The organism is Pantoea sp. X-Soil-ISGK-421, assembly GCF_059730785.1.
In genome coordinates this window covers 2,101,372-2,125,789 of sequence record NZ_AP035979.1, presented here as the reverse complement: position 1 = coordinate 2,125,789, position 24,418 = coordinate 2,101,372, and the positions used below count along the sequence as shown (strand labels likewise).

21 protein-coding genes are annotated in these 24,418 nt (G+C 54.7%); 9 read left to right on the top strand and 12 right to left on the bottom strand.

Annotated features, from left to right (window positions below; translation table 11 throughout):
• The first annotated feature begins 70 nt into the window (after positions 1-70).
• Both zntB and AC6I8K_RS09885 read left to right on the top strand, forming a co-directional pair.
• Positions 71-1,054, top strand: coding sequence for a zinc transporter ZntB (gene zntB, locus AC6I8K_RS09890; protein ID WP_483817459.1), 984 nt, complete (start codon positions 71-73; stop codon positions 1,052-1,054).
• A 255-nt stretch (positions 1,055-1,309) separates the two neighbouring features.
• Positions 1,310-1,456, top strand: coding sequence for a hypothetical protein (locus AC6I8K_RS09885; protein ID WP_483817458.1), 147 nt, complete (start codon positions 1,310-1,312; stop codon positions 1,454-1,456).
• Positions 1,457-1,507: 51 nt separating this feature from the next.
• On the opposite strand, the gene ttcA is transcribed toward AC6I8K_RS09885, so the two are convergent.
• Positions 1,508-2,443, bottom strand: coding sequence for a tRNA 2-thiocytidine(32) synthetase TtcA (gene ttcA, locus AC6I8K_RS09880; protein ID WP_497826646.1), 936 nt, complete (start codon positions 2,441-2,443; stop codon positions 1,508-1,510).
• A 282-nt stretch (positions 2,444-2,725) separates the two neighbouring features.
• Between ttcA and AC6I8K_RS09875 the strand changes: the two genes are divergently transcribed.
• Positions 2,726-2,926, top strand: coding sequence for a DUF2767 family protein (locus AC6I8K_RS09875; RefSeq protein ID WP_064738771.1), 201 nt, complete (start codon positions 2,726-2,728; stop codon positions 2,924-2,926).
• A gap of 40 nt (positions 2,927-2,966) precedes the next feature.
• On the opposite strand, the gene nifJ is transcribed toward AC6I8K_RS09875, so the two are convergent.
• A complete protein-coding gene (gene nifJ / locus AC6I8K_RS09870) occupies positions 2,967-6,494 on the bottom strand; it encodes a pyruvate:ferredoxin (flavodoxin) oxidoreductase (RefSeq protein ID WP_497826645.1) in 3,528 nt (1,175 codons plus the stop codon).
• A gap of 137 nt (positions 6,495-6,631) precedes the next feature.
• Positions 6,632-7,288 (bottom strand): MgtC/SapB family protein, encoded by a 657-nt coding sequence (locus AC6I8K_RS09865; protein ID WP_008106437.1) that lies wholly within the window; start codon positions 7,286-7,288, stop codon positions 6,632-6,634.
• Between the two features lie 189 nt (positions 7,289-7,477).
• Here AC6I8K_RS09865 and AC6I8K_RS09860 point away from each other — a divergent pair, with 189 nt between their 5' ends.
• Positions 7,478-7,750 carry a putative hemolysin gene (locus tag AC6I8K_RS09860; protein ID WP_061718809.1) on the top strand — a complete coding sequence of 91 codons (273 nt, stop codon included), beginning with the start codon at positions 7,478-7,480 and terminating at the stop codon, positions 7,748-7,750.
• A 16-nt stretch (positions 7,751-7,766) separates the two neighbouring features.
• Here AC6I8K_RS09860 and AC6I8K_RS09855 read toward each other — a convergent pair whose 3' ends face one another.
• Entirely contained in the window at positions 7,767-8,759 is a 993-nt protein-coding gene (locus AC6I8K_RS09855) for a 2-hydroxyacid dehydrogenase (RefSeq protein ID WP_497826644.1), read from the bottom strand.
• A 171-nt stretch (positions 8,760-8,930) separates the two neighbouring features.
• Here AC6I8K_RS09855 and AC6I8K_RS09850 point away from each other — a divergent pair, with 171 nt between their 5' ends.
• The 3 genes from AC6I8K_RS09850 to AC6I8K_RS09840 are packed head-to-tail and all read left to right on the top strand — an operon-like array spanning position 8,931 to position 12,066.
• Positions 8,931-11,549 carry a YdbH family protein gene (locus tag AC6I8K_RS09850; RefSeq protein ID WP_497826643.1) on the top strand — a complete coding sequence of 873 codons (2,619 nt, stop codon included), beginning with the start codon at positions 8,931-8,933 and terminating at the stop codon, positions 11,547-11,549.
• A complete protein-coding gene (locus AC6I8K_RS09845) occupies positions 11,546-11,734 on the top strand; it encodes a YnbE family lipoprotein (protein ID WP_008106429.1) in 189 nt (62 codons plus the stop codon). The genes AC6I8K_RS09850 and AC6I8K_RS09845 overlap by 4 nt, the downstream gene beginning before the upstream one ends.
• An 11-nt stretch (positions 11,735-11,745) precedes the next feature.
• Complete coding sequence (locus AC6I8K_RS09840) at positions 11,746-12,066, top strand: YdbL family probable chaperone protein (protein ID WP_497827239.1); 321 nt, start codon at positions 11,746-11,748, stop codon at positions 12,064-12,066.
• A gap of 86 nt (positions 12,067-12,152) precedes the next feature.
• Here the strand turns inward: AC6I8K_RS09840 and azoR are convergent, their stop codons facing one another.
• Positions 12,153-12,752, bottom strand: a complete 600-nt coding sequence (gene azoR / locus AC6I8K_RS09835) for an FMN-dependent NADH-azoreductase (protein WP_483817454.1) — start codon at positions 12,750-12,752, stop codon at positions 12,153-12,155.
• 231 nt (positions 12,753-12,983) lie between these two features.
• Here azoR and hrpA point away from each other — a divergent pair, with 231 nt between their 5' ends.
• Positions 12,984-16,880, top strand: coding sequence for an ATP-dependent RNA helicase HrpA (gene hrpA / locus AC6I8K_RS09830; protein WP_497826642.1), 3,897 nt, complete (start codon positions 12,984-12,986; stop codon positions 16,878-16,880).
• Positions 16,881-17,159: 279 nt separating this feature from the next.
• On the opposite strand, the gene AC6I8K_RS09825 is transcribed toward hrpA, so the two are convergent.
• The 6 genes from AC6I8K_RS09825 to rstA form a co-directional block, all read right to left on the bottom strand.
• Positions 17,160-17,966, bottom strand: a complete 807-nt coding sequence (locus AC6I8K_RS09825; protein WP_064738762.1) for a trypsin-like serine peptidase — start codon at positions 17,964-17,966, stop codon at positions 17,160-17,162.
• A gap of 116 nt (positions 17,967-18,082) precedes the next feature.
• Positions 18,083-18,163, bottom strand: coding sequence for a small membrane protein YdgU (gene ydgU, locus AC6I8K_RS09820; RefSeq protein ID WP_455843913.1), 81 nt, complete (start codon positions 18,161-18,163; stop codon positions 18,083-18,085).
• Positions 18,164-18,245: 82 nt separating this feature from the next.
• Complete coding sequence (asr, locus tag AC6I8K_RS09815) at positions 18,246-18,713, bottom strand: acid resistance repetitive basic protein Asr (RefSeq protein WP_483817452.1); 468 nt, start codon at positions 18,711-18,713, stop codon at positions 18,246-18,248.
• A 170-nt stretch (positions 18,714-18,883) separates the two neighbouring features.
• The gene (locus tag AC6I8K_RS09810) at positions 18,884-20,371 is read right to left on the bottom strand and encodes a carboxypeptidase M32 (protein ID WP_497826641.1); all 1,488 of its coding nucleotides are present in this window, start codon (positions 20,369-20,371) and stop codon (positions 18,884-18,886) included.
• Positions 20,372-20,392: 21 nt separating this feature from the next.
• The gene (gene rstB, locus AC6I8K_RS09805; protein ID WP_497826640.1) at positions 20,393-21,694 is read right to left on the bottom strand and encodes a two-component system sensor histidine kinase RstB; all 1,302 of its coding nucleotides are present in this window, start codon (positions 21,692-21,694) and stop codon (positions 20,393-20,395) included.
• Complete coding sequence (gene rstA, locus AC6I8K_RS09800; protein WP_064738758.1) at positions 21,691-22,416, bottom strand: two-component system response regulator RstA; 726 nt, start codon at positions 22,414-22,416, stop codon at positions 21,691-21,693. The genes rstB and rstA overlap by 4 nt, the downstream gene beginning before the upstream one ends.
• 176 nt (positions 22,417-22,592) lie before the next feature.
• On the opposite strand from rstA, the gene AC6I8K_RS09795 reads away from it, so the two are divergent.
• Positions 22,593-23,006, top strand: a complete 414-nt coding sequence (locus AC6I8K_RS09795) for a hypothetical protein (RefSeq protein WP_483817449.1) — start codon at positions 22,593-22,595, stop codon at positions 23,004-23,006.
• Here the strand turns inward: AC6I8K_RS09795 and AC6I8K_RS09790 are convergent.
• On the bottom strand, positions 23,003-24,394 hold the full coding sequence (locus tag AC6I8K_RS09790) for an amino acid permease (RefSeq protein WP_497826639.1): 1,392 nt from the start codon (positions 24,392-24,394) through the stop codon (positions 23,003-23,005). The two genes, AC6I8K_RS09795 and AC6I8K_RS09790, sit on opposite strands and share 4 nt — an antisense overlap.
• Positions 24,395-24,418: the final 24 nt, after the last annotated feature.

Here is a 24,418-nt window from a genome sequence, read left to right as displayed (position 1 = left end):
GCCTGATGATTGCAACTGGTCTGCGCCACGCTAGACTGTATCGTATTGATTTTAATAGTGAGGCGAGTTCGTGAACGTCATTGAAGGAAAAGCACTGCAAGTATCCGATGCCATCATCGCCTGTCAGCTTGATGGCGCAGGCGGTATGATCCCCATCGAAGATAAAGACGTAATTAACTGCGAACGTCCCTGTTGGTTACATCTTAACTATACCCAACGACAAAGCGCGGAATGGCTGCAAAGTACGCCGCTGATCCCTGATGCGGTGCGTGATGCGCTGGCGGGAGACAGCATGCGTCCGCGGGTTACGCGTCTTGGCGACGGCTTTATGATTGTGCTGCGTAGCGTGAACCATAATGCCGATTCGCGCCCGGATCAGCTGGTGGCGATGCGCGTGTTTATCAACGACAAGCTGATTGTGTCGACGCGTCGCCGCAAAGTGTATGCCATTGACGCCGTGCTGAACGATCTGCAAAACGGTAACGGTCCGGTTGATGGCGGCAGCTGGCTGGTGGATGTGTGCGATGCATTGACGGATCACGCCAGCGAATTTATCGAAGAGATGCACGATAAAATTATCGAGCTGGAAGATGCGTTGATGAATCAGGAAGTTCCTGCGCGTGGCGATTTGGCACTGCTGCGAAAGCAGCTGATTGTCATGCGTCGTTACATGGCACCGCAGCGCGATGTGTATGCCAGGCTTGCCATCGAGAAAATGGCGTGGATGAACGATGACGATCGTCGTCGCATGCAAGAAGTGGCTGACCGCCTTGGACGCGGATTGGACGATCTCAATGCCGGCGTTGCGCGTACCTCGATTCTGGCAGATGAAGTGGCGTCAATCCTCGCGGAATCGATGAACCGTCGTACTTATACCATGTCGTTGATGGCCATGATTTTCTTGCCTGCTACCTTTCTTACTGGCTTATTCGGCGTCAACCTGGGTGGCATTCCCGGCGGCAACTGGGCGCTTGGCTTCACCGCCTTCTGCGTGCTGCTGTTGGTGATGGTGGGGGGTGTGGCGATATGGCTGAAACGGCGGAAATGGTTGTAAGGCAGAAAAGCGGAATAAACCTGATCGATATCAATATCCCGCCGGGGCAATCGGGGCAAACTCTTTCCCGCAGGTGAATGCAACGTCAAGCGATGGGCGTTGCGCTCCATATTGTCTTACTTCCTTTTTTGAATTACTGCATAGCACATTTGATTCGTACGACGCCGGCCTATCCGCCGGCTTTTTTTTGCCCGCTTGGCTTGGTCGCATAACCTTTCCTATGCTTATAGGACATTCAGCGACAAGGAGAAAGGCATGCAAGAGATCATTGCCAGCGAACCGATTCCTACCGATCCACTACCGATTCCTGAACCTATTCCACAACCGCAGCCGATACCACCCGCACAACCTCCACACGATCCCGAGTTTCCACCGATCCAGGATCCACCGCCGCACCGCTAATAAAAAAGGCGCGTTGCCGAAGCGACGCGCCTTTTTTCACATCTAATAGGATTATTTAATTTCCAGCACATCCAGGCGCACGCTGAGGTTTGGCGCGTCCTCTTCTTCAGGCTGCCAGCCCGCAGGCTGCACTGGCATGCTTTCGCGATCAAACGCCAAATCACCACCATCCACTACAGCATCACCGTGTTTAATGCCTTTGAAATCGAACAGATTGATATCCGCCATATGCGACGGCACCACATTCTGCATCGCAGTGAACATGGTTTCGATGCGGCCAGGGTAACGCTTATCCCAATCGCGCAGCATGTCGGCGACCACCTGACGTTGCAGATTCGGCTGCGAGCCACACAGATTGCATGGGATAATGGGGTACTGACGTGCTTCTGCAAAACGAATGATGTCCTTTTCGCGGCAATAGGCCAGCGGACGAATCACGATATGTTTACCGTCATCGCTCATCAGTTTTGGTGGCATGCCTTTCATCTTGCCGCCGTAGAACATGTTTAAGAACATGGTCTGCAGGATATCGTCGCGATGGTGACCTAACGCGATTTTGGTACAACTCAACTCTGTGGCGGTACGGTACAGAATACCGCGGCGCAGGCGCGAACACAGCGAGCAGGTGGTTTTACCTTCAGGAATCTTATCTTTAACGATGGAGTAGGTGTCTTCGTTAACGATGTGGTATTCAACGCCTTGTTCATCCAGGTAGGCCGGCAGAATATGCTCCGGGAAGCCGGGCTGTTTCTGGTCGAGATTCACCGCCACCAATGAGAAGTTCACCGGCGCGCTCTGCTGCAAATTACGCAGGATTTCCAGCATGGTGTAGCTGTCTTTACCGCCAGACAGACAAACCATGATGCGATCGCCTTCTTCAATCATGTTGAAGTCAGCAATAGCTTCGCCCACATTGCGACGCAAACGCTTTTGCAGCTTGTTGAGGTTGTACTGCTCTTTTTTCGTTACTTCTTGATTTTCTGACATTATTTTCACACTTGAGAGTGAAGGCGAGGGCCGTTAGCGGCTGAAGCAATCTTCAACGGCAATAAACCCTATAAACATGACTGCGTATGGTACGGATTGCGGGCGCGAATGCTAGCCTGAAGTGATCTCTTTTCTGATGATAACTCAATGCGCTTGAGACAAAAGCGCACACTTTGCCAGAACAATCTGGGGATTTATTGATCTGGGCAAATATTTTTCTCACTCGGCCCTGACAGGATGGCGGAAGTGCTTTTTTTACTTTCTTAAGGTGAGGAGTGGCAAATGCAAACGTACGATATGGTTTTTGAAGAGGCATGCCGGCTGGTGGGGCAATGTTATCTGGAGCTCGCTCAGCGTGGTGCCGCACCCGAAAAAGAAGTGTTAGCCAGTGAGTTACGCAATTTGCAGCTGCGCTACCGCGAACTCACCGGAGCACCGAATCGGGCGGTCGAGATGGCCATCGTCCAACTCAAACCCTGTTAAGCCATTAAACAAGCCCGGCCGTTGCGCCGGGCTTGTTCATTTACTCACTCTTCTCGGTTTTTCCCGCTAACTCCGCCAGCCGCTGATAGCGCTGACTGGCGGCTTCAGTCGCATCACGCCATAACTGCGAAGCCTCTTCGGGACGTTGGGTTTGTAATTGGCGGAAACGCTGCTCGTTCAGTAATGCCTGTTCCAGTTCTGAGGTCGGTGGACGTGAATCCAGTGCCAGCGCCGCTTTACCTTGCTCAGCACGCCGAGGATCAAAGCGATAAAGCGGCCAGAAACCGCTGGTGGTCAGCAGGCGCATCTGCTCGTGGCTGTACGCCAAATCGTAGCCATGCTCTTCGCAGGGACTGTAAGCAATAATCAGCGACGGTCCCGGCCAGGCTTCCGCTTCCTGAATCGCTTTCACCGTTTGATTGAGCTGCGCACCCAGCGATATCTGCGCCACATACACATGCCCGTACAGCAGGGTCGACATGCCGAGATCTTTACGCGCCTTGCGTTTCCCTTGTTCGCCAAACTTGGTTACCGCCCCGAGCGGTGTCGCTTTTGAAGCCTGGCCACCGGTATTGGAGTAGCACTGCGTATCCAGCACCAGCACGTTGACGTTTTCACTCAGGCTCATCACGTGATCGAGTCCGCCATAGCCAATGTCATAAGCCCAGCCATCGCCACCAATCAGCCAGACCGACTTCTCCACTAATGCATCGGCCGCCTCGGTTAATGCTTTGGCTTCGGGCTGTGATAACGCTGAGAGCAGGGCGCGCAGCTGTTCAATTTGCTCACGTCGCCGAGAAACAGTGACGCTGTCACTTTTCAATTCATCAACTAACGCCGCCGGTAACTGCGCCGCGCATTGATCCAGCAGTCTGAGCGCGCGCTGTTTATGTTGATCAACACTTAAGCGAAATCCCAAACCAAATTCGGCATTATCTTCAAACAGTGAATTTGCCCATGCCGGACCGCGTCCGTCGGCATTGGTGGTGTAGGGTGTGGAAGGCAAATTGCCGCCGTAAATGGAGGAGCATCCGGTGGCATTCGCAATCAGCAGACGATCGCCATACAGTTGCGTCAGCAATTTGATATACGGCGTTTCCCCGCAGCCCGAGCAGGCACCGGAATATTCAAACAGTGGCGTAATTAGCTGCGAGGTGCGGATATCAATACGTTCCAACTGTTCGACATTGATCTCCGGCAGCGCGAGAAAGGCGGTGTAATTGACCTTTTCAGTCTCCACATGCTCCAGTCGCGATTTCATGTTGATAGCTTTAATTTCCGGATGCTGGCGATCGCTGGCCGGGCACACTTCCACACACAGGTTACAGCCGGTGCAATCTTCCGGCGCCACCTGCAACACGTATTTCTGGCCGCGCATATCGCGCGATTTCACATCCAGTGAGGCGAGCGTAGATGGCGCATCCTCCAGCGCTTCAGGAGCAACTACTTTGGCGCGAATTGCCGAATGCGGACAGGCGGCGACACAATGATTGCACTGCGTACAGAGATCGGGCTGCCAAATAGGCACAGCCTCGGCAATATTGCGCTTTTCCCACTGCGTGGTGCCAACCGGCCAGGTGCCATCTGGGGGCAGCGCCGACACCGGCAGTTTGTCGCCCAAACCAGCCAGCATGGCTGCAGTGACGGTTTTAACGAAATCTGGCGCACAGTCGGAAACTACCGGCGGGCGATACGGACTGTGATCGTCTATCGCCTGGAGCGGTACCTTTTGCAATGCTTGTTGCGCCATCGCCAGCGCTTGCCAGTTCCGCTGCACCAGTTCTTCGCCTTTGCTGCTGTAGCTGCGTGCAATGGCGTTTTGCAGTTCAGTTAGCGCACTGTCACCCGGCAGAATTTGTGTCAGCTGGAAAAAAGCCATTTGCATCACCGTGTTGATGCGTGCGCCCAGCTGACATTCTCGGGCGATACGCGTAGCGTTGATCACATAAAATCGCGCCTGTTTATCGTTGAGCTGGCTCTGCACTTCCTGCGGGAGGCGTGACCACACGATCCCAGCGCTGTAAGGCGTATTGAGCAGAAAAATCCCGCCCGGTTTAAGCTGATCGAGTAGGGAATACTTATCGATGAACTGCAGCTGATGGCAGCCAATAAAATCGGCTTGCTGAATCAAATAGGCAGAATGGATCGGATATTCACTAACGCGCAGATGGGATACCGTCAGGCCACCGGCTTTCTTCGAGTCGTAGACGAAATAGCCCTGCACCTGCCACGGCGTAGCGTTGCCAATAATCTTCAGGTTGTTTTTGCTGGCGCTGACGCTGCCATCGCTGCCTAAACCATAAAACAGTGCCTCGAGCCGCGCGCGATTAGGCACGATATTCGCTTCCAGTGGCAGCGAAAGATGGGTGACATCGTCGTAGATGCCGACGGTGAAACGCGCCGGGGGTTGATCGCGTAGCAATGCGCGAAATACCGCTAATACCGCATCGGGCGCGAACTCTTTCGACGACAAACCGTAGCGACCGCCCATCACCTTCGGCAGCGTTGCACGCTCGCCGCGACTGTAGGCTTCAGCCAGTGCGGTCATCACATCAAGGAACAGCGGTTCGCCGAGCGCGCCGGGCTCTTTGGTGCGATCGAGTACTGCGATACGCCGTGCGGAAGCGGGGATCATTTGCAACAAATGCGCTGCCGAAAAGGGACGATATAAGCGCACTTTCACCAGACCGACTTTTTCACCGTGCTGCAGCATCTCATCAATCGCTTCTTCCGCAGTACCGCAACCCGAGCCCATCATCACTATCACGCGTTCGGCCTGTGGATGACCATAAAACTCAAACGGCTGATAATGGCGTCCGGTATGTTCGCCAAACGCGGTCATCGCTGCTTCAACATGTTGGGTGCAATTGTCGTACCAGCGGTTGGTGGCTTCGCGTGACTGGAAATAAGTATCGGGATTAGCGGATGTGCCGCGAATCGTCGGACGATCTGGCGTTAACGCCCGGGCGCGATGCGCGTTGATCGCCTCGGCGGGCATCAATGCCTGCAAGGTTTCATCGCTAATCGGCACGATCTTATTGATCTCGTGTGAGGTGCGAAAACCATCAAAGAAGTGGATAAAAGGGATGCGGCTGTTGAGAGAGGCGATTTGCGCAATCAACGCAAAATCCTGCGCCTCCTGCACGCTGGAGGCGCAAAGTTGCGCGCAGCCGGTTTGTCTCACCGCCATAACATCGGAGTGATCGCCAAAAATCGATAGCGCGTGCGTCGCCACGGTACGTGCCGCAACGTGCAGAACAAAAGGCGTAAGCTGACCAGCCAGTTTGTACAGCGTAGGGATCATTAATAACAATCCCTGCGAAGAGGTGAACGTGGTCGAAAGTGCGCCGGTTTGCAACGCACCGTGCACCGTAGCAATGGCACCACCTTCAGATTGCATTTCGATCACACGCGGCACATCGCCCCAAATGTTGCGGCGGCCTTCGCCTGACCAGCTATCCGCCAGTTCGGCCATGGTAGAACTGGGCGTGATGGGATAAATGGCAATCACTTCGCTGGTGCGGAAGGCGACAGAAGCCACTGCACCGTTACCGTCGACGGTAATCATAAATCGTCCTTTGCTACGCTGAGAGCCCGTAAAATTTACGGGGGTTATCATTTCAGTTTAGCAAAGCGTTATGATGCGACTTTTTCGTTCGTGTGCTTGCGGGTCTTTAGCGCACCGGTAACTAACATTGGTGATTGTTACATCATCTCAAGTGACTGAACGCCCTTGATTTCCATCACTTTATCATAAATATTGTGCATGGGCGTGCGTCGTGACAATGTCACTTCAACGCTTAACTCACACAGACCAATCTCTTCATCACGATTCACCACCGCGATATGACCGTAGCGCACATTTTCACGCTGCAACACCAGCAGCACCAGCGGTACGCTTTTCGGTTTAAGGTGAACCAGTAGCGTATGGTGCCGCCCAATCAGCCAGTGACTGATGCGACGAAAGGTTTCCAGTACCACCAGCGCTAGCACGGTGCCGTAAATGCCAATTTCATACATGCCGCTACCGATCACCAGACCTATAGCCGCAGTGACCCACAAGCCCGCAGCGGTGGTCAAACCTTTCACCACTTGCTTCTGAATAATGATGGTGCCTGCACCGAGGAAGCCCATGCCGCTCACCACCTGCGCCGCGATACGGCTGGGATCGAGCGCCACATGATCGCTGACTAACATGTCGGCAAAGCCATATTTCGATACCAGCATAAACATCGCGCTGCCGATCCCGACCAAAATATGCGTACGTAAACCGGCTTCTTTGGCGCGTAACTGCCGTTCGAGGCCAATCAGTCCGCCGAGAATGCCGGCCAGTGCGATTCTGATGAGCATATCCGTCAACATCGTTCTCTCCTTAGTGGTTGAAAAACAACTGTTCCGCCGGGCGAAAAGGGCGGAAATATTTCAAACAGGATAATTCTGCTTGCAAACAATGAAATTAAATTTTGTAAAAAGCTGTGTCGCCTATCGATCCCTCACGGCACCTGACATATGCTGGTGCGACTTTTTCGCTCAATCCCCGGAGCCCCATCGATGAAAGCCGCTCTCTTCCTGCTGGCTGGCGCCACGTTGTTACTTTCTGCCTGCAGCAGCAACAGTGATAACGAACCGCCGCAACAAGCTACCGCCGCCCACGTACAACCGCGCGTGGTGATGTCATCAATGGCTGAAGTGAATTGCAGTAATGCTGGGGGATCGTTGGCGTTCTCACGTCAGTTGGACGGTTCGCGCATTGGCATGTGTCAGTTGGCCAATGGTCGTCGTTGTGACGAACAGGCACTGATGGGTGGAAGCTGCGCCCGCTAAGGCAGGCGCAGAAGGGTTAAGCGGTCACCTGATTCGGGCTGTTTTCACCGCGTTCAAGCTGCTGTAAGTTGCTCAGCGTGGTTTCTGCAATCGCGGTGAGCGCTTCGGCGGTCAGGAAAGCCTGATGGCCGGTGAACAGCACGTTGTGACAGGCGGACAGACGACGGAACACATCGTCCTGAATCACGTCATTCGATTTGTCTTCAAAGAACAGATCGCGCTCGTTTTCATAGACATCCATGCCCAATGAACCAATCTTTTGCTGTTTAAGCGCATCAATGGCCGCCTGCGAGTCAATTAAACCGCCGCGGCTGGTGTTAATGATCATCACGCCGTCTTTCATTTGGCTAAACGCTTGCGCGTTGAGCAGATGGTGGTTTTCCGGCGTGAGCGGACAGTGCAGCGTAATCACATCGGATTCGGCGAACAGCGTTTTAAGATCAACATATTCTGCGCCCAGCTCCAGTGCCGCCTGGCTTGGATATGGATCGAATGCCAGCAGGCGCATGCCAAACCCTTTCAGAATGCGCATCGCCGCGATACCGATTTTACCGGTGCCGACCACGCCCACCGTTTTGTTGTGCATGTTAAAGCCGGTTAAGCCATCCAGTGAAAAGTTGGCATCCCGCGTGCGTTGATAGGCACGGTGAATGCGGCGATTAAGCGTCATCATCAGACCAACCGCATGCTCGGCCACCGCTTCCGGGGAATAAGCCGGCACGCGTACCACGTTTAAACCCAGCTCTTTCGCCCTGGCAAGATCGACATTATTAAAGCCGGCGCAACGCAACGCGATGTGTTTAACGCCTAACGCCGCCAACTCTTCCAGCACCTCTTTGCTGGCATCATCATTGACGAAAATGCACACCGCATCGCAGCCCGCCGCGTTCTTTGCCGTGGCGGGCGTGAGCAGGAAGTCAAAAAACTGCAGCTCAAATCCAAAGCTCTCATTGACGTGTTCGAGGTATTTCTGGTCGTAATGCTTGGTGCTATAAACCGCAACTTTCATTGTTTCGCTCCTGAAAAATGCAACGTCGGTATCTCAATAGGATAACGTTTTCCGCGTCATTTTGCTGTTCTTCAGCCAGACTAAGAAGCTAACGCCTTCATTTGCCAGGCATAACATGCCATCATTTGGCTCCTCGTCAGGATTGTGTAAAGAACAGGAACGTTAATTGCCATGACGCGTGGCCTTCGCCGAACACTTGCTGCGCTGCTGGCGCTGATACTGCTGCTATTAGGGTTGCTGCTGACGCTCACGCAGTGGTTACCGCGCCTGGCCGGTATCTGGCTGCCGGAAAATACTCGCGTGGAGCTCAAGGGGACGCCACGCTGGCATCAGGGCGCGCTGCATTTCCCGGCGGTGCGCTATCTGGCGGGCGATTGCGAACTGGCGAATGTCAGCGATGCGGCGCTGGGCTGGCAGCAAAAGCGCTGGCAGCTCAGCGCAGGGGAAGTTCAACTCAACAGCGACTGCCTGCAATCATTGCCACAAACCGAAGCAAGCGGCACACCGCGCAGCCTGGCCGACTGGCAGAAAATGTTGCCCGGCGCCGATGTGCAGCTTAAAAAAATCATCATCCTGCCGTGGCAGCAATATGCCGGCCGTTTAGACCTCACTTTAGATAACGATGCGCAGCGGCTGCATTATCAGGGCGACAATCTCAACGTCGATGCCCGTTTACAGGGCCAGATGCTGCACATTGCCCAATTGCAACTCAGTCATCCTTTACTGCCCAAACCGCTCAATCTGCACGGCGATGTGACGTTGCCAACCTTTGCCGATGGCTTGCCCGTTGCGGGTGAACTCAGCGCCGACCTCAATGTTGCGCAGTGGCCGCAGCCGTTGGCGCTGGCGCTCAACTGGCAGCAACAGCAAGGTACGCTGACGGTTAAACAGCAGGAGGACGATCAGCCGCTGCTGCAACTGCCGTGGCAGGTTGACGATCGGCAAATTCGCATCACGCAAGGCCAGTGGCGCTGGCCGCAGGCCGGTCAGCCGCTGTCGGGTGGCATGGCATTAACGCTGGAAAACTGGCAGCAAGGGCTGGAAAACACGCTGGTCAGCGGGCGATTCAATCTGCTGACCCAGGGGCGCGGTGGCAAGGGCAACCTGGTGTTGAGCGTGGGTCCCGGCAAACTGAGTTTGATCGACAGCGCCTTGCCGTTCCAGTTGACCGGCGAGAGCAAATTTGCCGATCTGCAGCTGTTTGGCAGCATGCCCGGCTTGCTGCACGGCATGCTGACCGATCCGCAATTGATCATGAAGCCGGGCGCGCTACTGCGTTTGCGTGGTCGTTTACTCTCGACGCTGGAAGTGGATGAGGCTCGTTGGCCTTTGGCGGGCGTGACGGTGGCCTCGCGTGGGATTCAGGGGCGCCTGCAGGCGATACTTAAAGCACACGATCCGAGTTTTGGCCGTTTCACACTGCATCTTGATGGACGCGCCACGGACTTCTGGCCGGACAGCGGCGTGTGGAACTGGCGCTATTGGGGTGACGGCATGATCGCGCCGTTAACCGCCAAATGGGATGTGAAGGGCACCGGAAGCTGGCAGGATACCTTGTTAAGCCTTGATACCCTGAATACCGGTTTCGATCAGCTGGCTTATGGCAATGTGCAAGTCGCTAAGCCGCGCCTGACGTTAAATGCGCCGGTGCGCTGGCAGCGCGATGCTCAGCATCCCGCTTTTAACGGCGGCTTCACGTTAAAATCCGGTCAAACGCAGTTCAGCTACGGTGGCTGGCTGCCACCGTCAGAGCTCAACGTTGAAGCCAAAGGCAGCGATCCCAGCCAGTTTATCTGGCGCGGTCAGCTGACGGCGCAGGACATTGGCCCGGTGCGCGTGCACGGCCGCTGGGATGGCGAACGGCTGCGCGGCGAAGCCTGGTGGCCAGCGCAGTCGTTGACGGTGTTCCAGCCGCTGCTGAGCAGCGATTTGAAGATGCGCATTCAGTCGGGCGAACTGCGCGCGCAGGTAGCATTCTCAGCGGCCAGCGAGCAGGGCTTTGAAGCTGGCGGTCACTGGACGGTGAAAAACGGCAGTCTGTGGATGCCGGACAGCGAAATCAATGGCATCGATTTCTCGCTGCCGTTCCGCCTGAAAGATCATCAATGGCAGTTGGGCCGGCGCGGTCCTGTATCCCTGCGCATCGCCGAAGTGAAAAATCAATTCTCATTGCAAAACATCACTGCCGATTTGCAGGGGCATTATCCGTGGCAGGAACGGCAGCCGTTAACACTGAGCAACGTGAATCTTGATCTGCTCGGTGGACACGTCAGCATGCCCGAGTTACGCATGCCGCAGCACGAAGCGGCGCGCGTCTCACTGAAGGAGATCAATCTCAGCAAGCTGGTCACCGCAATTAAACCCAAGCAGTTTGCCATGTCCGGTAAGGTGAATGGTGAGTTGCCGTTGTGGGTGAATAATCCGCGCTGGCTGATTGAAAAGGGCTGGATCGCCAACAGTGGCCCGCTGACGTTCCGTCTCGATAAAGACATGGCGGACGCAATTGTCAGCAATAACTTTGCCGCCGGCGCAGCGCTGGATTGGCTGCGCTATATGGAAATTTCGCGTTCATGGGCCACGCTCGATCTGGATAACGTCGGTAATCTGGTCATGCAATCGGAAGTGAAAGGCGTCAGCCAGTTCAGTAATCGCCGACAGACCGTCAACCTGAACTACCGGCATCAGGAAAATCTGTTCCAGCTGTGGCGCAGCCTGCGCTTTGGCGATAATTTGCAATCCTGGGTGGAGCAAAATGCCACCTTACCCACGAACAAGGATCCCCAACCATGAGCCTCAGGGCATTACTGGTGCTGGCAGCCTGGCTGCCACTGATCGGCTGCGTGCCACGCATTGAAGTTGCCGCACCGAAAGAGCCGATCACTATCAATATGAACGTCAAGATTGAACATGAGATTCACATCAAGGTGGATAAAGATGTGGAAGCGCTGCTGAAGAACCAGAGCGGTCTGTTTTGAGGATAAGCATGATGAAACGCAAGGGGATCGCGCTGATTGTGGCGCTGCTGCTCATGCCCTCGGCTTGGGCACTCACGCTGGATGATGCGCGTCAACAGGGGCGCGTTGGCGAAACGCTTAGCGGCTATGTGGCGGCGCGGCAGCAGGATGATGAAACACTGGCGCTGGTGAAGCGCATCAACGAAGGGCGCCTGCAGCAGTATCAGCGTGTGGCGCAGCAAAACAACCTTACTGCCAGCGAAGTGGCACGCATTGCCGGCGAGAAGCTGGTGAATCGCGCGGGCAGCGGCGAGTATGTTCGCGGCATTAATGGGCTGTGGCTGAAAAAATAATGTGCATAAAAAAGCCGGGCGCTCAGGCCCGGCAAAAGATGGCGTCATGCCCATTATGGGTGGGCATTCATCACGTTCAAAAATGATTACGCAGCAACAATTTGTTTGATGGCATCTTTCGCATCGTTAGCCGCTTTGGTCGCCACTTCTGGGCCATAAGCGATGCCTTCCGCGAACACGAAGTTCACGTCAGTAATACCAATGAAGCCCAGGAACAGTTTCACGTATGGCGTCAGCAGATCGCTGGCCGTATCTTTATGGATGCCGCCACGGCTGGAGAGGATCACCGCGCGCTTGCCGGTCACCAGACCTTCTGGGCCTGCTTCGGTGTAACGGAAGGTCACGCCAGCACGGGCAATCAAGTCAAAGTAGTTTTTCAACTGCGTTGGAATGTTGAAATTGTACATGGGTGCGGCGATAACCACGGTGTCATGGGCTTGCAGTTCAGCAATCAGTTCGTCGGACAGGGACAGCGCTTCCTGCTGACGTGGCGACAGCGGCGCGTCAGACGGACGCAGTGCGCCAACCAGCTCACCATCCAGCACTGGAACTGGCTGAGCGGCTAAATCACGCACGGTAACCGAATCACCTTTAGCGCGTGCCTGGTCAGCGTAGAAGTCAGCCAGTTGATTTGACTGAGAGTAACCAGCGAGGATGCTTGATTTAAGAACTAAAACGTTGCTCATGATATTTTCCTGTGCGTTACGCGGTTGGCTTACCGCTCAATGCTTTACACTGTACGGAGTTAGCCCGCGAGGTAAAAGCGCAATATTTCGAGATCTATGTTCGAAATAATTGAATAACCTCGCACGTGCCGTTCAGGCAGGTGTTCCAATTTGTGCTATGATGCCGACCATTAATTGCTTGAATCCGCCGGAAAATCATCCGGCCGCTGCAACAACAGGTAACGCATCGCTATGTCATCATCCGTCTCTTCACCTTTAGCCTCCCTTTGGCCGCGGCTCGATAATCTGATGCTGCGCGACAGTCAACGTCTGCGACGTCGATTACTGGGCGCAGCGAAGGTGAAAAATCCTGCGGCGCAGCAGGGCATTGTGGCTGAACTGGAGCCGGAATTTGTCGCGGCGGAGCAGCGCATTGCTCAGCGTACGGCGGCGACACCGCGCATTACTTTCCCGGAAAACCTGCCGGTGAGTCAGAAGCAGCAGGACATTGCCGATGCCATCAGTCAGCATCAGGTGGTGATCGTGGCGGGTGAAACCGGATCGGGTAAAACCACACAGCTACCGAAAATTTGCCTGGCGCTGGGACGCGGGGTAAAAGGGCTGATTGGTCATACTCAGCCGCGTCGTCTGGCGGCGCGCACGGTGGCGAACCGCATTGCGGATGAGCTGGAAACCTCGTTAGGCGGTACCATCGGCTACAAGGTACGCTTTAACGATCAGGTAAGTGAAACCACCCAGGTCAAACTGATGACCGACGGTATTCTGCTGGCAGAAATCCAGCAGGATCGCCTGTTGCTGCAGTACGACACCATCATTATCGATGAAGCGCATGAACGCAGCCTGAACATCGATTTCCTGCTTGGCTATCTGCGCGAACTGTTGCCGCGTCGTCCTGATTTAAAAGTCATCATCACTTCAGCGACCATCGATCCGCAACGCTTCTCCCGCCATTTCCATAACGCGCCGGTGATTGAAGTTTCTGGTCGCACTTATCCAGTGGAAGTGCGTTATCGCCCGATGGTGGAAGACGCTGATGACAGCGATCGCGACCAGCTGCAGGCGATTTTTGATGCGGTTGATGAGTTGGGGCATGAGAGTCGCGGCGATATTCTGATTTTCATGAGCGGCGAGCGTGAAATTCGCGATACCGCTGATGCACTGATGAAGCGTGATATCCCACACACCGAAATTTTGCCGTTGTATGCGCGCCTGTCGAATGCCGAGCAAAACCGCGTGTTCCAATCGCACAGCGGACGCCGCATCGTGCTGGCGACCAACGTAGCGGAAACCTCGCTGACCGTGCCTGGCATTAAATACGTGATTGATCCCGGCACCGCGCGTATCAGCCGCTACAGCTTCCGTACCAAAGTGCAGCGTCTGCCGATTGAGCCGATTTCGCAGGCCTCAGCCAATCAGCGAAAAGGGCGTTGCGGACGTGTATCGGAAGGTATCTGTATTCGCCTCTATGCCGAAGATGACTTCCTGAGCCGCCCGGAATTTACCGATCCCGAAATTTTGCGCACCAACCTCGCATCGGTCATTCTGCAGATGACGGCGCTGGGACTGGGCGATATTGCCGCCTTCCCGTTCGTGGAAGCGCCGGACAAGCGCAACATTCAGGATGGCGTGCGCCTGCTGGAAGAGCTCGGTGCTATTACGCTCAGCGAAGACGAAACTTACAAGCTGACGCCTTCGGGCCGCCAGCTCGCCCAGCTACCCGTCGATCCGCGTATGGCGCGCATGGTGTTGGAAGCGCAAAAATTTGGCTGCGTGCGTGAAGCGATGATCATTACCGCTGCACTGTCGATACAGGATCCGCGCGAGCGTCCATCCGACAAACAGCAGGCTTCTGATGAGAAACATCGCCGTTTTGCGGATAAAGAGTCTGATTTTCTTGCCTTCGTGAACCTGTGGAATTACCTGCAGGAGCAGCAAAAAGCGCTCTCCAGCAATCACTTCCGCCGCCTGTGTAAAACCGAATTCCTCAACTATCTGCGCGTGCGTGAATGGCAGGATATCTATACTCAGCTGCGTCAGGTGGTGCGGGAACAAGGTATGCCCGTTAACAGCGAACCTGCGCCGTATCGTGAAGTGCATTGTGCATTGCTGACTGGCTTGCTGTCGCATATTGGTCAGAAAGACAATGAGAAGCAGGAATTTACCGGTGCTCGCAACGCGCGTTTCTCCATCTTCCCGGGTTCCGGTCTGTTTAAAAAACCGCCGAAGTGGACCATGGTGGCGGAGCTGGTGGAAACCAGCCGCTTGTGGGGCCGCGTCGCCGCGCGTATTGATCCGGAATGGATTGAACCGCTCGCGCAGCACCTGATTAAACGCAGCTACAGTGAACCGCATTGGGAAAAAGCGCAGGGCGCGGTGATGGCAACGGAAAAAGTGACGCTTTACGGCCTGGCCATTGTGCAGGCGCGTAAGGTTAACTATAGCCGCATCGATCCCCAACTGAGCCGCGAACTGTTTATCCGTCATGCGCTGGTGGAAGGCGATTGGCAGACGCGTCACGCTTTCTTCCGCAATAACCTGAAACTGCGCAACGAAATCGAGGATCTGGAGCATAAATCGCGGCGTCGCGACATTCTGGTCGATGACGAAACGCTGTTCGCATTCTACGATCGCCGCATCGGCAGCGATATCGTATCGGCGCGCCATTTCGATACGTGGTGGAAACAGGCCAGCAAAGAGAATCCGGATCTGCTGAGCTTCGATAAGCAGATGCTGATCAAAGATGGCGCGGATAAAGTCAGCCAGCTCGATTACCCCAACTTCTGGCAGCAGGGCAACCTGAAACTCAAACTGAGTTATCAGTTTGAACCGGGCGCGGATGCTGACGGTGTAACGGTTCACATTCCACTGCCGTTGCTCAACCAAATCGAAGAGACCGGATTTGAGTGGCAGATTCCTGGCGTGCGTCGCGAACTGGTCATCGCGCTGATCAAATCGCTGCCAAAGCCGGTGCGCCGCAATCTGGTGCCTGCGCCTAACTACGCTGAAGCGTTTCTTGGCCGCGTCAACGCACTGGAATTGCCGTTGCTGGATGCGCTGGAACGCGAATTCCGCCGCATGACCGGCGTCACCATTGACCGTGAAGCCTGGCAGTGGGATCAGGTGCCCGATCACCTCAAAATGACCTTCCGCGTGGTTGACGAGCACAATCGTAAGCTGCAGGAAGGGAAAAACCTGCATCAGCTCAAACTGTTGCTTAAGGGCAAGGTGCAGGAAACACTGTCGAAAGTGGCCGACGATGGTTTAGAGCAGAGCGGGTTGCACATCTGGAGTTTTGGCGATTTACCACAAAGCTATGAGCAAAAACGTGGCAGCTATCAGGTTAAAGCCTGGCCTGCGTTGGTCGATGAGAAAGATAGCGTAGCGATCCGCCTGTTTGATAACGAAGTGGAACAGCAGAAGATGATGTGGCGCGGCCAGCGTCGCTTGCTGCTGCTCAACATCCCATCGCCGACCAAGTATTTGCACGAGAAGTTACCTAACAAAGCCAAGCTTGGTTTGTACTTCAATCCGTATGGCAAAGTATTGGAACTGATAGATGACTGCATCGCCTGCGGTGTGGATAAGCTGATGGCGGAGGCGGGCGGTCCGGCGTGGCAGCAGGAGAATTTCGAACAGCTGCGCGATAAAGTGCGTGCCGATTTGAATGAAACCGTGGTCACCATTGCCAAACAGGTCGAACAGATTCTGACCTGTGTGTTCAACATCAATAAGTTCCTGAAGGGACGCGTGGATATGTCGCTGGCGCTGGCGTTAGGCGATATCAAAGCGCAAATGAATGGCTTAGTGTATCGCGGTTTCGTGACAGGCAACGGTTGGTCGCGTCTCGGTGATACGCTGCGCTACCTGCAAGGGATTGAGCGCCGCCTGGAGAAACTGCCAGTGGATCCTCACAGCGACCGTGCGCGCATGCTGAAGGTGCAGGCGGTAGAGCAGGCATGGCAAGCGTGGCGCAACAAATTGCCGCCGCAGCGTCAGGATGATGCTGACGTACAGGCGATTCGCTGGATGCTGGAGGAGCTAAGGATTAGCTATTTCGCACAGCAGTTGGGTACGCCTTATCCGATTTCGGATAAACGTATTTTGCAGGCGATGGAGCAGTTGAGTTAGGCGATTCGCCTGTTAGCGGGTCGCCATGAATGGCGACCCTACGAAAGCGGGCATCAATATCACATTAAGGAGAAAAAGGTGGGCAGTGGAGTAAAGCGTCCGCCGCAGGGACAAAAACGCCGGGAGAGTTTTTGAACAACGCATAGCGTTGGCCCACAAAGTGGGCGATCCTCAGGGACGAGGCGAGTAACCGGCGGTCGAGGCTACAGGGATGTATTCACGCCGTCTTTACGCAACGCCCGCCTTTTTCGACTGAAACGCACGTTTGAAGACTGCATCTTACTGCGCCAACTCTTCCAGCTTATCTTTAAACGACGGCACCGCAATCGCGCGGTTATCGGCGCGGTAACGATCGGCCGGTGCCGGTGCTGAGCTTTGCACCGCAATTAACTGCCACTCATCGCCGTTCTTCAACAGCAGCGGTGAACCGCTGTCGCCCGGCAGCGTATCGCACTGGTGCGATAACACCGCACGCTGTGCCCAGCCGGTAACCACACAATCGCTGTGCGAATAGAGCGTATCCAGATGATCGGCAGGATACCCCGCCTGTGTCACTTTGCGCTCTGTGGTTTTTAACGCTGCGGTCAAATCGCCACGCGAACCCTCAAACAGCGGAATCGGCACAATGCCGGACGGCGGATTATGCAAAATAACCAGCCCATAATCGTACGGTGCGGCACCCGGTGGCACAATCCAGCCTTCGCCGTCCGCCTGCAACCTGCGCGCTAAAGAGGGTTCAACGCGCGCATCAATATCATGAATCTCGTAGCGCCAGCCTTTCGCGCTGGCCATAAAACGCAGTGCCACCGGTTTATCAAACTTGCCGGGTGGAGCCAGTAAACAGTGTCCGGCGGTCAACGCCAGATGGGCAGAAATCAGCGTGGCAGTGCAGAGATTACCGCTTTCGGTCTCTAACTGACCAATAGCATCCCAGGGCGCGGCGCTTACGTCGCTGATCGCCTGACGGTGATCTTTGCCAAAGAACAACGTTTTGATGTCTTCCGGGCTTGGCCCGTCTTCATCATCGGCATGTGCTGTGTGGTTAAAACTGAAAAGACCAACAAGTAACAGGATAGCCAGGCGCATAGTTCTCTCAATGGCGAGAATAAGTAGAGGTTATTGTCATCACGCTTGAGCGATAACTATAGTCGGTGAGCGGTGAAAAAGGGAGAAATATTGGAGTAATCAGCGCGCTACAACGACTAGATAAAAAAGCTGGCAGCAACTATGCCACAGAGGATCATCACAATCAGAATAATTTCGAAGCGATAGCGACGCACCATTTTTCGCTACTCCAGTAAATAAACACCCGGCATAACCGGGTGTTTTCAATCATCAATACGGTGTTGGCGCTAAAGGAGTGTCTTATTTAGCCGCTTTTTTCACTTTGTGATGCTTTTTAGCAGCCTGGGCTTTCTGTGCAGCTGGCTTGGTTACTTTGTGATGCTTTTTAGCAGCCTGGGCTTTCTGCGCAGCTGGCTTGGTTGCTTTGTGGTGCTTTTTAGCCGCCTGGGCTTTCTGTGCAGCTGGCTTGGTTGCTTTGTGGTGTTTTTTAGCAGCCTGGGCTTTCTGTGCAGCTGGCTTGGTTGCTTTTTTGTGGTGCTTTTTAGCGGCCTGGGCTTTCTGTGCAGCTGGCGCTTTCTTCTCTACTTTCTTGTGCTTTTTAGCCGCCTGCGCTTTTTGAGCAGCAGGTTTCTTATGATGTACTGCTTTGTGTTTCGCTGGAGCAGCAGTAGTTGCTGCAGTGGCAGGAGCAGCTGTAGTTTCAGCAGCGAAAGCAACAGAAGACATACCCATAGCAGCGGCGATCACCAGTGCAAATAATTTTTTCATTGCAAAATCCTCGAACTATTTTTTCATGTGTAGCCCACTGCGGGGCCGGTGAAAACACTATATGAAAAACAATCCAGGCTTTCCGTGAGGCATTGGTATCGGCGTGTAACGGATTGTACAAAGCGGCGGAAAGGAAGTGAAAAGGGCGGCCGCATGGGCCGCCGCGCAGTTTACTCAGACAGATAACGTTGTTCAAGGTGCTGACGGAAATAGTGCGGATTCAGCGCTTCGCCAGTGGCATTGATCAGCAGCTGCTGCGTTGGGAAACGGCTGCCGTGCTGCCAGATGTTCTGCTGTAACCAATCAAACACCGGCTGGAGCTCACCTTGCTGGATCAGCGTCTCGACCTGCGGAATCGCACGTTTCACCGCCTGGAACAGCTGCGCTGCGTACATCGCGCCCAGGGTATAAGTCGGGAAATAGCCAAACGCACCGTCGGTCCAGTGAATATCCTGCATGCATCCGTCGCGATAGTTACCGCGTGTATCAATGCCCAAAGATTGCTGCATCTTCTCGTCCCACAGCGCCGGGATATCATCCACTTCAATCTTGCCCTCAATCAGCGCGCGCTCGATCTCGTAACGTAAAATCACGTGCGCCGGATAGCTCAACTCATCTGCATCGACGCGAATAAAGCCCGGCTTCACGCGCTGCGTCTGACGGATAAAGTTGTTTAACGCCAGCGCAGGCTGATCGCCCATCAGCGCCACCACCTGCGGATGAATATGCTGCAGGAAAGCATTACTGCGTCCCAATTGCATCTCCATAAACAGGCTTTGCGACTCATGAATCGCGGTAGAACGCGCTTGCGCGACCGGCTGTCCGCGCCACTGTTGCGGCAGATTTTGTTCGTAGCGCGCATGACCGGTTTCATGGATCACGCCCATCATGGCGCTGAGGAAGTCGTTCTCGTTGTAACGCGTGGTAATGCGCACATCTTCCGGCACGCCGCCGCAGAACGGATGCGCACTGACATCTAAACGACCGTGATTGAAATCGAAGCCCAGCGTTTTCATCACGCTCAGACCCAATTGTTTTTGTGATTCGATGGCGAACGGACCCACTGGCTGAGCGATAGGCGTTTGCTGCTGCTTCGCCACGGCTTGTTGCAATAGATCGGGCAACCAGGTTTTCAACTCGCCAAAGGTTTGATCCAGCTGCGCGCTGGTCATGCCAGGCTCAAACACATCCAGCAGTGCATCGTAGCGGGAAACGCCCAGCGCATCGGCACGCAGCTGCGCCTCTTCACGACTCAGCTTTACCACGTCTTTCAGATTGGCGGAAAAACCTTGCCAGTCGTTAGCCGGACGCTGCTGACGCCACGCGTGTTCACAGCGCGAACCCGCCAGCGATTTTGCTTCCACCAATGAAGCAGGCAGCAGCGTCGCTTGCTGCCATGCGCGCTGCATTTCGCTTAGGTTAACCTGCTCGACATCATTCAGCGATTCCTGCTGTGCCGCATCAAATAATCCGCCAAGGCGTTTATCGGTCAGCACTTCGTGCATGAATACGCTCAGTTCGGCCATTGCTTCACCGCGTGCCTGGCTGCCGCCCGGCGGCATGGTAGTTTGCATATCGACACCGGCAATGGCGCCTAAATGGCCAAAGCGGGAGAGACGCTGAAAAGTGCGGCTAAGTTCTTGATAAGCTGAAGTCACGTAAAAAGCTCCTTATGACGGTTAGCGTGGCGCAATGTCCCGCAAGGGTAGATCAACCGGCCAGCAAAAGCGAACGCTGGCGCCGCCTAACGGGCTGCTCTCAATGGAGACACTTCCCTGCATGGCCAGCGCAATAGAGTGCACGATCGCCAGACCTAAACCACACCCGCCGGTGGCACGATCGCGGCTGGGATCGAGGCGAACAAAAGGTTCAAACACGCGGGCGCGCTCTTCCTGCGGAATGCCCGGGCCGTCGTCTTCCACCTGCAAACAGCCCAGCGCGCCATCAAACCATAAGCTGACGCGCAGCCGCTGTTGCGCATAACGCAGCGCGTTATTCACCAGATTATCCAGCACGCGTTCCATCAAACGTGTATCAGCGCTGCCAACGTTCTCCAACTGCGGAATATCGAGTGTAATCTGTGTCTGCGGGTTCATGGTTTGCACATCTTCAATATGCACACGCAACCATTGCGCCAGATCGAAGGATTGCAGATGGAGATCAACGCGTGGCCGGTCGAGTCGCGCATAGGTCAGCAGTTCTTCAATCAAACTTTCCAGCTGGCCGACATCGCGGTTCAGTGCAGCGGATTCGGCTTCGGTGAGGTTATCACTCATCTCCAGCCGGTAACGCAGGCGCACCAGCGGCGTGCGCAACTCGTGGGCGATGCCGTCAATCAGCTGTTTTTTGCTGGCAACCAGCGTATTGATGTTTTCGGCCATCTGATTAAAGGCCACACCGAGACTGTGCAGACTGGAGGTGCTTTCAAAATGGGTGCGCACGTCCAGTTCGCCACGGCCAAAGCGCTGCGCGGCTTTTTCTAATCGCTGCATCTCTTGCCAGTGCGGACGCAGCCAGATAAACACCGGCAGCGCCAGCGACATGCCGATAAACGCCAGCAGCGCGATATCCAGAATGCGCATCTGGTGCAGGTAAAAAAGGTAGGGGATCGGGCCAACGGAAAGCACATAATGGCTGCGCGGGATGTGCTGCAAGAAGGTGTATTGATCGTCAATCGCGACAATTTCACCGGCGCGCAGGCGCTTCATGTCCGCGTCACCCAGCTGATATTTGCTCATCGGTTCAATATTCAGATCGAACGACAAATCGAGATCGAGGCTGCGAATGGTTTTGCTCCAGTCGCGCGGTGGGATCTCGCGCAGTTCGCTACGCATCAGGAACAGCGAGCTGGCCATCAAATCGTTCATCGACTGGCGTCCGGCGCGTTCGGCGGTGAATTTGTACACCAGCCCAACCAGCAGCGTCATCACCAAAAAACAGACGAACAGCAGCAAATAGAACTGAATAAAGAGCTTTCTCATGCGGAGCGGGTATCCCAGGCTTGCGGCGCGAACAGATAACCTTTGTTACGAATGGTTTTAATGCGGAAGGGCTCGGTGGCGCTGTCGTAAAGCTTTTTGCGCAGACGTGAAATCGCCACGTCGATACTGCGATCCATGCCATCGTACGTTACGCCGCGCAGGGTTTTAAGCAGTGCGTCACGGTTGAGGATTTGTCCGGCATGATTGGCCAGTTCCCACAGCAGATCGAAATCAGCAGTCGACAGCACAATATTCTCCTCAAACAGCGTCACCTGACGATTGAGCGAGTCAATGGTCAATGAGCCAAAACGCAGCACGCGCTGGGAGCTTTGCATGGCGGGCGCGACGTCTGGTTGGCCGACATGCGCCTGGCGCAGATGCAAACGCAGGCGCGCCAGCAATACAGCGGGTGGCGTGGTTTTGAGGATGTAATCGTTAGCGCCCATTTCCAGCGACAGAATGTGGTTCATGTCGCTGTCGAGCGAGGTGAGCAGCACTATCGGACCTTGCCAGCTGGCTCGCAGATCGCGGCACAATGTCATGCCATCTTTGCCGGGTAACATGATATCCAGCATCACTAAATCGGGGTCGTGAAGGGCGATGGTGGCTTCGGCGCGGTCACCGCGCGTTTCAACAATAACTTCAATATCGTGGCGGCCAAGGTAAGCGGCGATCAGTTCACCCACTTCTGGCTCATCTTCCACATAGACGATTTTGTTCATAATTCACTGTGACGGGTGAGAATCTCAGCAGCATAGCTTTTCCTGGTCCTGAGCTCTACGCTACCGCACGAAATATCCCTGCGTTACTGGTATGTATACCGTGAAATGTGCCATTATTAGCGGCGCGTTGTAGCGCAAGGTTCGGAACCGTAACGAAAAACAGGAGGAGTGCGAGGGTGACTGATAAAGAGCTGGCTTCAGCCGGATACAGTGATCGCATCTGCTTCAATTACAGTGATTTTCTTTCCGCTTCCTGTAAAAAACGCTGGAGTTTTGTCGACGCCATCTACGGCGTAATGCCTATTTTTGGCATGGTGACGCGTAAATCAGCGCACAACCTCCAGGCCAGCGACGATCATCTTAAAGATTTAGCATTACAAATCATTTCAACGCAGGTGAGCGACGAGATTAATATTGCGCGTCTCATCACCTTAGCCGAGCAACAACACATCAGTCGCTTTGATATTCAGCTGCCGTATCCGTTGTCAGCGGAGCAGCTTGACGCTATTCATCAGGAATACCGTAAGCCGCTAAATCTGACACAGCAGGATGACCTGCTGTGCGTTTCTATTCCTGTCCAACCGCATTAATTAGCCAGCTGCCACAACGCAGGCAGTGACGCTGCAATCAAAAACACAATCGCAACGCGTTCCAGTTGTGACAACAATTTGTCGCCACGGCCGCCGCGTCGTGCGTATAAAAACAACAGCAAACCCGGCGCGTACAGCACCACCGAAAGCAGCAGATGCAGCGGGCCGGACGCATACAACAGCCAGATGCCATATGCGCTGGCGCCGATGCCGGTAAACATCGCCCAGGGTTTGTTTTGTCCGCGCACCACCTTAATCAGATACAGACCGACCAGCAGATAAGGCACCAAAATCATTTCTGAGGCGATGGTCAGCAGCGTATTGTAATCCGCACCGGTGACGGCGATTAAAATCAGGCAAACCTGGACGCTTCCATTCGTCAGCCACAACGAGGCTGAAGGTGAATTGTGCCGATTCTGGCGCGCGATGCTGCGCGGAAACGCACCTTGCTGTGCTGCAAGGAACGGTACTTCAGCGGCCATAATTGTCCAACTCAGATAAGCGCCGCACACCGAGATAATCAAGCCGACCGCAATCACCGCATCGCCCCAATCGCCCATCAGGTGTTTCATTAAACCCGCCATGGAAGGATTGCGCATCTGCGCCAGCTCAGCACGCGGTATCACGCCTAATGAGAGCAGCGTCACCAGTAAATAGACCAGTAGCGCGGCAAGCACGGCCATCAGCGTGGCGCGCCCGACATCTCTCTTATTGCGCGCACGTGCAGAAACCACCACCGCGCCCTCTACACCAATAAACACCCATAAGGTGATCAGCATGGTCTGCTTAACCTGCTGCCACAGCGGCTGACCGAGCTCGACGCCGCTGAAATCAAAGCGGAAGCGATCGTAATTGAACGCCAGCAGCGCCAGCACCACAAACAGCAGCAGCGGCACCAACTTGCCCAAGGTTGCCAGCAAATTAATGCTGGCCGCGGTTTGTACCCCGCGCAGCACCAGACAATGCACCATCCACAGCAGCACGGATGCGCCAAGCATCGCTTGCCAGGTATTGCCATCGCCAAATACCACGCGATCCGGCGTGTCGGTAAAGAAACTCAGCGCGGAGAAAACAATCACCAGATAAGAGACGTTGGCAATGACTGCGCAGAGCCAGTATCCCCATGCTGAGCAGAAGCCCATCAGTTCACCAAATCCGGCGCGCGCGTAAGTGAAGATGCCGCCATCCAACTCCGGTTTCAGCCGCGTCAGTAACAGCATGGCAAGAGAAAGGAAGATGATGCCCACGCCCGTGATCAGCCAGCCGATCAGCAGCGCTGCCGGGCCGGCAACCGCCGCCATATTTTGCGGCAGACTGAAGACGCCAGCGCCGAGCATCGAGCTGAGTACTAACGCGGTGAGCGCACTAAGACCTAATTTTTTATCCAAAACGCCCATCCTGAGCAGCAGAGT